The following is a 13305-nucleotide window of genomic DNA, read 5'->3' on the forward strand; positions in this document are numbered from 1 at the left end:
GCTACTCGTCCTTGTCCGCCGCGTGCGCCGATCCGAACAGCCCGGCCAGCGAACGCTCATGCCCGGTGTCGATCGAGACGTTGACGCTCATGCCGGCCTTCAGCTTCGCGACGAACTTGTCGGACTTGTCGAAATGGATTCTGACCGGCACGCGCTGCACGACCTTGACGAAATTGCCGGTCGCGTTCTGCGGCGGCAGGATTGCGAACTGCGCGCCGGTGCCCGGCGACAGCGAGCCGACCGTGCCCTTGAAGCGGTGGTTCGGGAACGCGTCGACGTCGAGCTCGACCGGCTGTCCGACCGCGACATAGGTGAAGTCGCTCTCCTTCGGATTGGCGTCGACCCAGGGATTGGCGATGTCGATCACCGAGAAGACCGGCGTGCCCGCGGTGACGAAGCGGCCAAGCTGGATCTGGTCGACCTGCGTGGCGATGCCCGGCATCGGCGCGCGCAAGGTGGTGTGGTCGAGGTCGCGCTGGGCGTCGTCGAGCTTGGCCTTCGCCTGGACATACGGCGGGAACTGCTCCAGCGGCAGCTCGGGATTGCCGAGCAGTTGCGTCCTGGCATTCGACAGCTGCTGCTTGATGAACTGCGCCTGCGCGCTCGCCGTCACCAGCGCGTTCGCGGCGTTGTCGAGGTCGAGCTGCGAGCCGAAATTGTTCTTGGCGAGCGTCTGCTTGCGCTCGACGTCCTTCTGCTTGAGCTCGATGCCCTGCTGGGCGAGGTCGAGCATCTGACCGTAGATCTTGATGTTGGCGGTGAGATTCTCATAGCTCGTCCGCGCCTGCTCCAGCGCCGCCTTGGCCTGGTCGACCGCCAGGCGATAGGGCATGGGGTCGATCTCGAACAGCTCGTCGCCCTTCTGCACCTGCTGGCCTTCCTTGACGACGACCTTGACGATCTTGCCGGAGATATCGGGCGTGATGAGCACCTTCTGGGCGCCGACATAGGCGTCGTCGGTCGTCACGTAGCGGCCGCCATTGAGATACAGCACGAGGCCGCCGATGGCGGCGACGAGCGGCAGCACGACCAGCAGCAAGATGCGGCGGTAGCGGCGCAGGAATCCGGGGCGCGCCGGCTTCGCGGCCGCGGCCGCGGGCGCCGCCGCATCGGGGCTGGCCTTCTGTTCAGGGGCGAGTTTCAGGGCGGGCTCAGCCATAGCGCTGTTCCTTTCGCTGCTCGTCGCACAGCGACTGCAGGGCGTTTCTCACGTTTTCCTTGATGGCTTCGAGATGGGTCATCAGCCGCTCGGCATCACCGGCGCTGATGCCCTGAAGGGCGGTGTCGGTCAGCTCGGCCTTGAGCACGCCGAGCTTGGCGAGCAGCGGGCGGGCGGCCTTCTTCAGATAGAGCCTGTTGACGCGGCGGTCGGTGTCGTCGCCGCGGCGCTCGATCAGCCCGGCTTCGGCGAGCTTGTCGATCAGCCGTGTCAGCGTGATCGGCTGCATCTCCAGCTGCTCGGCCAGCTCCGACTGCTTCATCCCCTCGTTGCGCTCGACCTTGGCCAGCACGGCCCATTGCGCGCGGGTCATGCCGAAGCGCGCGGCCTCCTTGTCGGCATAGGCGCGCATCAGGCGCTGCAGCTCGCCGAGCGTAAACAGGAAGTTGGCGTCCGCGGAGGTGCGGCTCATGGCGGTCTCGATTCGGGATCGGAGGGAACTAAGCTTTGGCTGTAATGAGCCACGGATATAATAAGCAAGCTTATGAATATTTCATGGCCCCGCCGAGCGCACCCGCTCCGCTCAGGATGCATGGCTCGGCCGCGGCCTTTGGCGAGAGCGGCCCGAGATGCTAGATTGTCGCCAATGACCCTCGCAAAACCCACCTTCCCGGCGCCGGACCACGATCATGGCCGCTGCGCGGCCGATGCCTTGGACCATGCCGAGCGCATCTGCGCCCAGCGTGGCCAGAAGTTCACGCCGCAGCGCCGCCAGGTGCTGGAGGCGCTGCTGTCGAGCCACCGGCCGCTCGGCGCCTACGAGATCATCGAGGAACTCGCCAAGGTCGCCGCGCGGCCGGCGCCGATCACGGTCTATCGCGCGCTCGAGTTTCTGATGGCGAACGGCCTGGTGCACCGCATCGAGAGCCGCAATGCCTTCCTCGCCTGTGCCCATGACCACGAGCAGACGGCGCTGGTGGCGTTCCTGATCTGCGAGAGCTGCGGCGCCGTCGGCGAGGTTCCGGCAGCGCCGATCTCGGAAAGCCTGAAGCTGGCCGCCGCGGCATCGGGCTTCACGCCGAAACTGTCGGTCGTCGAGATCACCGGGCTGTGCGCCCATTGCCAGAAGGCGGCGTGAGGTCGGTCACTGGAGCTCAAGTCGCACAGCTGTACACATGTGACCGACCGTCGTATGCGATGACCTTGCCGCGAGGCTGGTGCGCCCCTCTCCCCGCCAGCGGGGCGAGGTGACCAGTGCCGTTGCAGCAGCCACATCAGCCTCGTCTCGGGTGGTTGGCGGCTACGCTGACCGCAGGTTCAATCGCGGTCCAACAAGGAAACGCTTTCGGGAGTCCACGTCCTCGTGTCCGCAACGTCCACCTCGTCAGCCGCGAGCCGGCCCCTTGGCCCCGGCGCCATCGCAGTCATTCTCGTCCTCTGCATCTCCTGGGCCTTCAACCAGATCGCGGTCAAGCTGGCGCTACCGGAGATTCCGCCGATGCTGCAGGCGACCTTGCGCTCGGCCGGGGCGCTGCCCGTCCTCCTGCTCATCGCCCGGGTGCGCGGCGTGAGGATGTTCGAGCGCGACGGCACGCTCGTCCCCGGCCTGATCGCCGGCACGATGTTCGGCGTCGAGTTCGTGCTGATCTATGGCGGATTGCTGCTGACGTCCGCCTCTCGCGCGGTCGTGTTCCTGTACACCGCGCCGTTCTTCGTCGCGCTTGGCTCCTACCGCTTCCTGGGCGAGCGGCTCGGCGCCATGCAATGGTCGGGCTTGGCGCTCAGTTTCGCGGGCGTGGCGCTGGCGATCGGCGTTCCCCAGGCCAATGTCGATCGAACCGTGCTGCTCGGCGACCTCATGGTGGTCGGGGGCGGGTTGCTGTGGGGCGCGACCACGGTCGTCGCAAAAGGCACCCGGCTCCGCTTCGCCCCCCCGGAGAAGGCCCTGTCCTACCAGGTTGCCATGTCGATTCCGATCCTGGGGGCGGCAGCCCTGCTGGCCGGGGAACGGCTCCATCAGGTTCCCAGCCCGTTCGTGATCGGCCTGATGGCCTACCAGTCGATCTGGGTGGTCGGGACCACCTTTACCCTGTGGTTCGCGCTGGTGAAGGCCTATTCGGCCAGCAAATTGTCGGCATTTACCTTCATCACCCCTTTATTCGGGGTGGTGGCGAGCTATTTCATCCTGCATGACGCCCTGACGCTGGCCTTTGGCCTCGCCGCCGTGCTTGTGATCGTTGGGCTTTTTCTCGTAAACCGCCCGAACCGCGTGGTCCTGGCCGCGACTGATCCATTGCTGAATGTCACCAAAACCTGATATCCGAGCGCCCATGAACAAGCCCGAGACACTGACCCAGACCGATGTCGCCGGACCCGCTCCCCGGCATCAGACCACCAAAGTCATGGTCGGCAACGTCGCCGTGGGCGGCGGGGCGCCGATCGTGGTCCAGTCCATGACCAACACCGACACCGCCGATGTCGAGCAGACGGTGGCCCAGGTCGCAGCGCTGGCGCGCGCCGGGTCGGAGATGGTCCGCATCACCGTTGATCGCGACGAGGCCGCCGCCGCGGTCCCGCACATCCGTGAGCAGCTCGACAAGCGCGGCATCACCACGCCCCTGATCGGCGACTTCCACTACATCGGCCACAAGCTGCTGACCGACTATCCCGCCTGCGCCGAGGCGCTGGCGAAATACCGCATCAATCCCGGCAATGTCGGCTTCAAGGACAAGCGCGACACCCAGTTCTCGACCATCATCGAGCTCGCCAACAAATACGGCAAGCCGGTGCGCATCGGCGCCAATTGGGGTTCGCTCGACCAGGAGCTGCTCAGCAAGCTGATGGACGAGAACGCGGCCTCCGCGAACCCGCGCGATGCGCGCGCGGTGATGCGCGAGGCGATGGTGCAGTCGGCGCTGCACTCGGCCGAGCGCGCGCAGGAGCTCGGCATGCCGAAGGACCGCATCATCCTGTCGGCCAAGGTCTCGGCCGTGCAGGACCTGATCGCTGTGTATCAGGACCTCGCCGCGCGCTCCGACTACGCCATCCATCTCGGCCTCACCGAGGCCGGCATGGGCTCGAAGGGCATCGTCGCCTCCTCGGCCGCGCTCGGCATCCTGCTGCAGCAGGGCATCGGCGACACCATCCGCATCTCGCTGACCCCGGAGCCCGGCGGCGACCGCACGCTCGAGGTCCAGGTCGCGCAGGAGCTGCTGCAGACCATGGGCTTCCGCACCTTCGTGCCGCTGGTCGCGGCCTGCCCGGGCTGCGGCCGCACCACCTCGACCACGTTCCAGGAGCTGGCGCGCTCGATCCAGGACTTCATCCGCGAGGAGATGCCGGCCTGGAAGACGCAATATCCGGGCGTGGAAGCGCTCAACGTCGCCGTCATGGGTTGCATCGTCAACGGCCCCGGCGAATCCAAGCACGCCAATATCGGCATCTCGCTGCCCGGCACCGGCGAGGCCCCGGCCGCGCCCGTCTTCGTCGACGGCAAGAAGTTCCGCACCCTGCGCGGTCCGACCATCGCCGCCGACTTCAAGGCGCTGGTGATCGACTACATCGACCAGCGCTACGGCAGCGGAGCCAAGGCTGCGGAAAGCGTGACCGCGGCGGAGTAGGGGCGCCCGGATCTGAATCGGCGGCGCCTCCTGCGTCTCTGGGATGATTGCGCTGTGCTTCATATCGCTGCCCGAGCATCTGCTTATTAGTTTCTCCGTCATGCCCGGGCTTGTCCCGGGCATCCACGTCTTTCCCAGGATGCCGAACGAGGTGGATGGCCGGGACAAGCCCGGCCATGACGATGGGGAAGCAAGCGTGCGCATCATTCAGGTCGCGGCATACGCGTTCGCCGTGGCGCAGGGCGCCGAAAGCACGAGGAAGAGCCGGCAAAGCGACCTCCTCTTCAAAGTGCAACCTTGAGAGCGGCCAGCCCTGCAACCGTCAGCTGCTTGTGCCGCGCGCCTCAGTCTGGAATTTTCATCCGTGGATCAGCCGCTACGCGCCGCTGCCGTGACCGGCACGATCCGCCGGCCACGCCCCACTGCTGCCCGCATGATCAGCACCTTGAGGCCTGCTGAAAAAGGGACGCCTCGATGACTCTCGATATCCGTGAAATGGAGCTCGCCGAGACCTCGCTGGTCATCGACTACTTCTATGCGTCGAGCATCGAGCAGCTCGACCTGATGGGCATCGATCCGACCCGGATGCCGACCAGGGCGGTCTGGAGCAGCCTGTTCAAGACGCTCTACGCGACGCCGCTCGCCGAGCGCGCGGCGCTGCTGGTGATCTGGCGGCTCGACGGCCGGCCGATCGGCTTCTCCAGCTGCGACCGCATCGTCTACGGCAATCGCGCCCACATGCATCTGCACGTCACCGAGCCGGAGCTGCGCGGCCGCGGCCTCGGCGCCGCATGCGTCAGCCGCAGCGTCGACCTGTATTTCGAGAAGCTGCAGCTCAAGCAGTTGTTCTGCGAGCCGCACGCCTACAACACCGCCCCCAACCGCGCGCTGCAGACGGCGGGTTTCCGCTACTTGAAGACCTACAAGACCGTGCCTGGCCCGATGAACTACCACCAGGCGGTGACGCGCTGGATGATCGAGCGGTGAGAGAGGCTGCCACGTTGAGCGCGGTGAGAACCGGCGATGGGCGGCGGATCGGACCACGTGAGACAAGAGCAAGTTTGTTGGCGAGATCTTACCGCGCCAACAGTGTCGTCCCAGCCTTGAGCCGAGACCTATAACCACCGACCTCAGTTGTCGAGCAGGCTGCCGCTGCTTTCTTCGCTATCACCCTGCCCTGTGATTATGGGTCCCGGCTCAAGGCCGGGACGACAGCGGAGGATGTGGTCGGCTATCGGTCATATCGGCCGTTCTTCGCTCGGCAAGCCGCCAGCACTTACGAATCTCAAATTTTGCCCGTCGCGTTACCATGTCGCAGCCGTCAGGCCTTGTGCCGTCGGGCAAATCAGATCGATGTTTCCGCCCGTCCCGCCTCGCTCACGAGGGGCGCTTCGCGGTCGTCACGAACGTGGAGGCGGGATGCGGTGGACGCGACGTGGCGCAGTGAGCTCGGTGCTTGCGGACGAACGTCATGGCGCGGACGGTCAAGTCGCATGGTCCTGACATCCCGATGCTGATGCCAAGCTGGCGGTGATGATCCGCTGGTGACGGGGGCAAGAAAGCCCGGTCCCCGGGGAGAGTGCGAAGCAGCCGTTAAAACCATTGCGCAGGGAGGGCCGGGTCTGTCCGGCTGAACCTGTGGTTCCTGCCGCCTGCATTTTTTTCGCAGGCGGGCCACGGGCCTCAGTCGGGGCCCGGCCTTCCCTGCGCCCTCTGTTGAGAGAGGGCGAGAGAGACATCAATGCTCGGACGCGAAACGCGGGTGCGAGGATGAGATGCTGTGTCTACAATGCTGTGTCTACAAATTCAGTCGCCGTATCTGTACCCCCGCTCCATCCACGTCATTGCGAGCGCAGCTCGCAATGACGGCGTGCGTGTTGATGAGCGATTGCGCTCAACAATCCACTTCTACAACGGCAACTCCCCGTATTCCCGGTTGGCGAGGCTCGCCTCTTCCAGATCCAAATCGCGCTCGATGCGGCGGCGGGTTTCGTCGGTGATCTGGCCGTCGCGGAGCATGACGTGAATGGTCTTGCGTTCCACGCCGATCAGCTCGCGGGTCAGCTCGATGCCGAGCGCGGAGGCGTCGTATTCGTCGGCGTCGAACGCGGCCGGCAGCTGGTTGACGCGGACCTCGTGTCGAGCGCGCAGCAGCCGCATGACCTCGTCGGACACCTCGCGGTCGCTGGTCATCATCTCCAGCGACTTCAGCGCCCGGTCGAGCCCCTCGCGCCGTGCCGCAATCTCCTGCTCGTGCTCTCGCACATGCTCGGCGCGTCCGGTGTTGGAGACGCCGAGCAGGCGCACGACGATCGGCAGGGTCAGGCCGAGGCCGATCAAGGTGAAGAAGATCACGCCGAAGGCGATGAACAGGATCTCGTCGCGATAGGGAAAGGCTTCACCGGTCGAGAGCGTGAGCGGCAGCGCCAGCGCGGTGGCGAGCGAGACCGTGCCGCGGACCCCGGTGAAGCCGATGATGAAGGTCTGCTGCCACGGCGGCAGCGGATCCCTGGCGCGCAGCGAGGGGCTCAGCACGCGTGGCAGGATGGTTGCCGGAAAGGTCCAGGCGAAGCGTGCGATCACGACGATCGCGACCACGAGCGCGGTGGCGATCATGATTTCGTCGAGCGGGAACGCCTTCGACTTCTCGTAGATCAGCCGCATCTGGAAGCCGGTCAAGAGGAACAGCATGCCCTCGATCAGGTAGACGACGAGGTCCCAGAAGAACACGCCCTGCAGGCGGGTCGCGGAGGAGATCCAGAGCGGCCCGTTCCAGCTCATATAGAGCCCGCAGGCGACCGTCGCGATCACGCCGGAGCCGCCGACATGCTCGGGGATCCAGTAGGCGAGATAGGGTGTCAGCAGCGACAGCGTGATCTCGACCTGCGGATCCCGGGCGTAGTGGCGGGCGCGCAGCATCAGCCAGCCGACGCCGATGCCGAACGCGATCTCGCCGACCACGATCAGGCCGAACTCGCCGGCCGCGACCGGAAAGGAGAAGGCGCCGGTGGTGATGGCGGCTACGGCGAAGCGATAGAGGATCAGCGCCGTCGCGTCATTGGCGAGGCCCTCGCCTTCGAGGATGACCATCACCCGGCGCGGCAGGTGCAGCCGCCGGGCGATGGCGAGCGGCGCCACGACGTCGGGCGGCGCCACGATGGCGCCGAGCAGGAAGCCGAGGCTCCAGGGCAGGCCGAGAAGATAGTGGGTCGCGATCGCCACCATGGAGGCGGTGAAGATCACGCAGCCGACCGCGAGCAGCACGATCGGCCGCAGATTGCGCTTGAACTCGCGCCAGCTCATCGCGACGCTCGACGAATAGATCAGCGGCGGCAACACCACCAGCAGCACCAACTCCGGCGGCAGCGCGAAGGCGGGCATGCCCGGCACGAAGGCCAGCGCGATGCCGGCGAGCATCAGCAGGATCGCCGGCGCCAGGTTGGCTCGCCGTGCAAGAAGGGCGGTTCCCGCCAGCACGGCCAGCAGGATCAGGAAGGTCTGAAAATGGGCTTCCATTTGAAACAGCCGGGCGTCCTTGCGCCGGCCTCAATCCCGGAGGTCGTAGCGGTAGGACTTCGACACGATCTGCCAGCCGTCCTTCAGCTTCATCGCCACCAGGTAATCGGTGAAATAGCGCGGCGGCAGCTGGCAGCGCACCTTGATGAAGGCGGTCTTGTCGTCCGAACGGTCGATGGTGACGATGAAGTCCTCGCGCGGCTTGCCTTCGCCCTTGGCGGAGGGGCGCTTGCGCACCCAGGCCAGCCAGTCCGGCACCGTGAGGATCTTGAGCTCGCCGTTGTCGACCCAGCGCAGGTCCGCGGTGGGGTGGAACACGGCGCCGAGCTTGTCGGCGTCGCCCTCGTAGAGCGCGTCGAAATAGCCCTGCACGACGGCCTCGACGGTGGAACGGTCTGCGCTCATGGCCAACTCCCTGGGGAACCGCGGACAAACAAGGATCGCATTTTCGATGCAAAACGGGGCTTGGCAAGCCATGAACTGCGGATGATGCTCCGTCGACAGAAATATCGTGGCCCAGGCGGGATGTCCCCGGACCGAACCTTGCGTGATCCCGGTCACAAGCCGAACGGCCGCAATCTGCTAGCAGACCGAGCATGTTTCCCAGGGCTATGGGGTAGATACGATGTCGTGGTCAGTTCGATTGGGCGGTTTTCTCATGGCGGCAGCGCTGCTGCTGGCCGGCCACCCGGCAATGGCGGAGAAGCGGGTGGCGCTCGTCATCGGCAACTCCGCCTATCAGAACGTGCCGCAACTGACGAACCCGGTCAATGACGGCGCGGTCATGACGGCGACCTTCAAGAGCGCGGGCTTCGATGTCGTCGATTACCGGCGCGATCTCACCGCGCGGGAGACGCGCCGGGCACTGCGCGATTTCGCCGATGCCGCCCGCGATGCCGATATCGCGGTGGTCTACTACGCCGGCCACGGCATGGAGGTCGAAGGGTCGAACTATCTGATCCCGATCGACGCCCGGCTCGAGCGCGACACCGATGTCTACGACGAGACGCTGTCGCTCGACCGCATTCTGGTTGCCGTCGAGCCGGCGAAGAAGCTGCGCCTCGTCATTCTCGATGCCTGCCGTGACAACCCGTTCACCCGCAACATGCAGCGGACGGTGGCGACCCGCAGCCTCGGCCGCGGCCTCGCCAAGGTCGAGCCGACCAGCCCGAACACGCTGATCGCCTATTCCGCCAAGGCCGGTTCGACGGCGCAGGACGGCGACGGCAAGAACTCACCGTTCACCTTGGCGCTGTCGCGGCACATCGCGACGCCCGGGCTCGACGTCCGCAAGGCGTTCGGCTTCGTCCGCGACGAGGTGTTGAAGGCGACCGCCAACCGCCAGGAACCGTTCGTGTACGGCTCGCTCGGCGGCGAGGACGTGCCGCTGGTTCCCGGCGTGCCGCGCGTCGTGACGCAGATGCCGGTGACGCCGCCGCCGAACCCTCAGGCCGACATCCGGCGCGATTACGAGCTCGCGATGCAGGTCGGCAACAAGGGCGCGCTGAACGCTTTCCTGGCGCAGTACCCCGACGGCTTCTATGCGAGCCTCGCCAAGCTGCAGCTCGAAAAGCTGACCGCCGAGGAGAACCGCGTGGTCGCCGCCGAGAAAGCCCGCGCGACCGAGGCCGAGCGGGCGCGGCTCGCCGCCGAGGGCGCGCGCAAGGAGACGCTCGCCAAGGCGGAGGCCGAGGCCAAGGCCGCGGAGCAGGCGCGGATCGCAGCCGAGAAGGCCACGCAGATCGCGCAGCAGCAGGCGGCCGAAGCCGAGAAGAAGCGCGGGGAGCAGCAGCTCGCGGCGGTCGACAATCCGCGCGCGGCGACATCGCCCGGCACGCCGACGGCCGCAGCGCCGCAGCAGGGGCCGCAGGTGGCCGCGCTCACCCCGGCCGCGCAGCCCGCCGATCTCACCAAGTCGGTGCAGCTCGAGCTGCGCCGGGTCGGCTGCCTCACGGAGGATGCCGATGGTGACTGGGGCTCAGCCTCGCGCCGCTCGCTGTCGCAGTTCAACCGCTATGCCGGCACCAAGCTCGACACCCAGGCGGCATCGGCCGATGCGCTCCAGGCGATCAAGCTCAAGCAGGCGCGGGTGTGCCCCTTGGTCTGCCCGCATGGCAGCAAGCCGGACGGCGACCGCTGCACCCGCATCGTCTGTGCCGAAGGCTCGTTCGTCAACGACGACAATGAATGCGAGAAGCGGCGCGACCGGAAGCCGGTCGCCAAGCGCGACAGCAGCGACGAAGATGTGCCGTCGCGCCGCCGCGGCCGTGCGGCACCGGACGCCGGCCTGCCGATGCCGGCTCCCGGTACGGGCGTCGGGGTGGGGATCGGAGGTGGTGGCGGTCTCGGCATCGGGGCGGCCCCGGGCTACACCAGGCCGCAGACGCAGGCGGCCCGGCCCGCGAAGTCGGGCGGGCAGATCTATTGCGACGCCTATCTGTGCCGCACCGTCCGGCCCGGCTGCCGGCTCGAATATCGCGGCGGCGGCGGGCCGGCCAACAATGCCAGCGTCGAGGTATGCAACTGATCAGGAGGAGATCGCGCTGGCGGCGATGTTGACCATCAGGGCGACCAGCGCGGTGTTGTAGACGAACGAGATGATGCCGTGGACGGTCGCGGTGCGGCGAATGATCTTGTCGGTGATGCCGACGTCGGAGACCTGGGCGGTCATGCCGATGATGAAGGAGAAGTAGACGAAGTCCCAGTAGTCGGCGTGCTCGTCTTTGTCGCCGCTGGGGAATTGCAGGCCCCCAGGCTTGGCGCCGCGGTAATAATCATGGGCGTAGTGCAGGGCGAAGGTCGCATGCACCGCGGCCCAGGACAGCGAGACGGTGAGCAGCGCCAGCGTCAGCGCCGGAGCGTCGCGCTTGGAAGCGCCGAGCTCGAGCACGATCGCGGCGATGCTGGCGAAGGCGCCCAGCGCCGTCACCATCAGGATCACGAAGCGGCCATCGTCCTGCATGACCGCCTTGCGGCGGATGTGATGATGCTCGCTGCGCAGCATCATCACCGCGACCAGCACGAGGTAGATCGCGGTGAAGATGTCCCAGCCGATCAGCAGCCGCGTGATCAGGCGGAGCGCCGGCGGCAGCAGGAAGAACGCGACGCTCGCGAGGCCCAGCGATATGAAGGTGCGCGGCCGCGCATAGATGACGCGCAGCGCAGCTGGCAGCCTTGCAAAGCGGGCGAGGTCCGGATCGTCAGGATGGACTCCGGCCAACGCCTCGCCTCAGCTCTTGCGTTCGGCAACGAAGTGGGCGGCGGCGCGCAGCACGTCGCCCTTGGCGCCGAAGACCGACAGCGCGGCATCGCCGCGGGCGAGCAGGTCGCGGACGCGCTGCCTGGCGCCCTCGATGCCGAGCTGGGTGACGAAGGTGGTCTTGCCGAGCTCGGCGTCGGCGCCGGCCGGCTTGCCGAGCGTCGCCGCATCGCCCTCGACGTCGAGCAGGTCGTCGGCGATCTGGAAGGCCTCTCCGAGCGCGCGGCCGTAATCGTCGAGCGCCTGGTACTCGGCCGCCGAGGCCTGACCGAGCAGGGCGCCGGCGATGCAGCCGAAGCGGAGCAGGGCGCCGGTCTTCATCTGCTGAACGCGGGCGACGTCGACCGGGCCGCTGTCGCCGAACCGGCCCTCGCCGGCGAGGTCGAGGATCTGGCCGCCGGCCATGCCGCCGACACCGGCGCAGCGGGCCAGCGCCCGGGTCAAAGCGAGGCGGACGCCGGCATCGGGATGAATCTCGTCGCGGGTGATGATGTCGAAGGCGATGGTCAGCAGCGCGTCTCCGGCCAGGATCGCGGTGGCGTCGTCATAGGCCTTGTGCAGCGTGGGGCGGCCGCGGCGCAGATCGGAATTGTCCATCGCCGGCAGGTCGTCATGGATGAGGGAGTAGCAGTGGATGCATTCGAGTGCGGCGCCGGCCATCAGCGCGCCCCGGCGCGGGACGCCGAACACGGCGGCGCTCTCGACCACCAGGAACGGGCGCAGCCGCTTGCCGCCGTTCAGGCTGGAATAGCGCATCGATTCGATCAGCCGCTTCGGCCTGATGATCTCGTCGGCCATCGGCGCATCGGACAGGAGCTCCCCGAGCAGCGCTTCGGTCTCCTCCGCGGTCTTGTCCAGGCGTTGGGTGAAGTCGGTGGCCGTCGCAGTCATTTAAGAAGAGCTCCAGGGAGGCGAAATTCGCCGGACAATCGTTGATGGCGGCGACTTCGTCAATTGCCGGGGCGGTGGCGGCTTTCAGCCGCAACGGCGGAAAAAAGCAGGAAACCACATCGAGATGTCGGATAATCCCGGCCAACTGGCCGCCCCCACGGCGGTCCCAACCGAGCGGCGCCTGCCCTTGCGTACCGTCAGAACCCTCCTCGTGATCGCCGTGCTGGTGCTGCTCGTGCCCTACGCGCTGACGCCGTTCTATGCCGTGGGCCACCCGGTCTCGACCCTGATGCTGTGGCGGTCGGTGACGGGGCAGCCGGTGACGCGGCACTGGATCGACCTCTCGGCGATGTCGCCGTATCTGCCGCGCTCGGTGGTGGCGGCGGAGGATGCCAAATTCTGCAGCCATCACGGCATCGACTGGGGCGCGCTGCGCGAGGTTATGGACGATGCCGAGGACGGCGAGGTCAGCCGCGGCGGCTCGACCATCACCCAGCAGGTCGCCAAGAACCTGTTCCTGTGGCAGGGCCGCAGCTATGTCCGCAAGGCGCTGGAACTGCCGCTGGCGCTGTGGATCGACCTCGTCCTCGGCAAGCGGCGCATCCTCGAAATCTACCTCAACATCGCCGAGCTCGGCCCGTCCGGCCAGTTCGGCGCCGAAGCCGGCGCGAATTACGCCTTCAACCGCTCGGCCGCGGGGCTCGGCCCGCGCGAGGCGGCGCTGATGGCCTCGATCCTGCCGAACCCGGTCCGGCGCAGTGCCCGCACGCCCGGCCCCGGCGTGAGACGGCTGTCCGCAACCTATATGATGCGGGCGCAGTCCTCCGGCCTGCAGACCTGCTGGGGGGAGCGGCGGTAAG

The 13305-nt window shown here is 67.0% G+C and carries 13 protein-coding genes; 7 read left to right on the forward strand and 6 right to left on the reverse strand.

From position 1 onward, the window contains the following. Position 1 precedes the first annotated feature (1 nt). Entirely contained in the window at positions 2-1159 is a 1158-nt protein-coding gene (locus tag QX010_RS10145; protein ID WP_316179190.1) for an HlyD family secretion protein, read from the reverse strand. Next, positions 1152-1631 carry a MarR family transcriptional regulator gene (locus QX010_RS10150; protein ID WP_315803810.1) on the reverse strand — a complete coding sequence of 160 codons (480 nt, stop codon included), beginning with the start codon at positions 1629-1631 and terminating at the stop codon, positions 1152-1154. The genes QX010_RS10145 and QX010_RS10150 overlap by 8 nt, the downstream gene beginning before the upstream one ends. A 174-nt stretch (positions 1632-1805) precedes the next feature. On the opposite strand from QX010_RS10150, the gene QX010_RS10155 reads away from it, so the two are divergent. From QX010_RS10155 to QX010_RS10175, 5 genes are all read left to right on the forward strand, one after another. After that, positions 1806-2297 (forward strand): Fur family transcriptional regulator, encoded by a 492-nt coding sequence (locus QX010_RS10155; protein WP_316179194.1) that lies wholly within the window; start codon positions 1806-1808, stop codon positions 2295-2297. Between the two features lie 225 nt (positions 2298-2522). Further along, entirely contained in the window at positions 2523-3476 is a 954-nt protein-coding gene (locus tag QX010_RS10160) for a DMT family transporter (RefSeq protein ID WP_316179196.1), read from the forward strand. Between the two features lie 13 nt (positions 3477-3489). After that, positions 3490-4779, forward strand: coding sequence for a flavodoxin-dependent (E)-4-hydroxy-3-methylbut-2-enyl-diphosphate synthase (gene ispG, locus QX010_RS10165; protein WP_315803808.1), 1290 nt, complete (start codon positions 3490-3492; stop codon positions 4777-4779). A gap of 43 nt (positions 4780-4822) precedes the next feature. Continuing rightward, positions 4823-5080: a hypothetical protein gene (locus tag QX010_RS10170; RefSeq protein WP_316179199.1), complete on the forward strand. Its 258-nt coding sequence runs from the start codon at positions 4823-4825 to the stop codon at positions 5078-5080. A gap of 173 nt (positions 5081-5253) precedes the next feature. Further along, positions 5254-5766, forward strand: coding sequence for a GNAT family protein (locus tag QX010_RS10175; RefSeq protein ID WP_316179201.1), 513 nt, complete (start codon positions 5254-5256; stop codon positions 5764-5766). A gap of 921 nt (positions 5767-6687) precedes the next feature. Here the strand turns inward: QX010_RS10175 and QX010_RS10180 are convergent. Beyond that, positions 6688-8295 (reverse strand): Na+/H+ antiporter, encoded by a 1608-nt coding sequence (locus tag QX010_RS10180; protein ID WP_316179203.1) that lies wholly within the window; start codon positions 8293-8295, stop codon positions 6688-6690. 30 nt (positions 8296-8325) lie between these two features. Then, entirely contained in the window at positions 8326-8700 is a 375-nt protein-coding gene (locus QX010_RS10185) for a nuclear transport factor 2 family protein (RefSeq protein ID WP_315801752.1), read from the reverse strand. A 220-nt stretch (positions 8701-8920) separates the two neighbouring features. Between QX010_RS10185 and QX010_RS10190 the strand changes: the two genes are divergently transcribed. Then, the gene (locus tag QX010_RS10190) at positions 8921-10822 is read left to right on the forward strand and encodes a caspase domain-containing protein (protein WP_316179205.1); all 1902 of its coding nucleotides are present in this window, start codon (positions 8921-8923) and stop codon (positions 10820-10822) included. On the opposite strand, the gene QX010_RS10195 is transcribed toward QX010_RS10190, so the two are convergent. Beyond that, complete coding sequence (locus tag QX010_RS10195) at positions 10823-11515, reverse strand: DUF1345 domain-containing protein (protein ID WP_316179207.1); 693 nt, start codon at positions 11513-11515, stop codon at positions 10823-10825. Between the two features lie 9 nt (positions 11516-11524). Further along, positions 11525-12445, reverse strand: coding sequence for a farnesyl diphosphate synthase (locus tag QX010_RS10200; protein WP_316179209.1), 921 nt, complete (start codon positions 12443-12445; stop codon positions 11525-11527). Positions 12446-12632: 187 nt separating this feature from the next. Here QX010_RS10200 and mtgA point away from each other — a divergent pair, with 187 nt between their 5' ends. Continuing rightward, the gene (gene mtgA / locus QX010_RS10205) at positions 12633-13304 is read left to right on the forward strand and encodes a monofunctional biosynthetic peptidoglycan transglycosylase (protein WP_316179423.1); all 672 of its coding nucleotides are present in this window, start codon (positions 12633-12635) and stop codon (positions 13302-13304) included. The last annotated feature ends 1 nt before the right edge of the window (position 13305 follow it).

The sequence above is a fragment of the Bradyrhizobium sp. SZCCHNRI1009 genome (assembly GCF_032487575.1).
GTDB lineage: Bacteria > Pseudomonadota > Alphaproteobacteria > Rhizobiales > Xanthobacteraceae > Bradyrhizobium.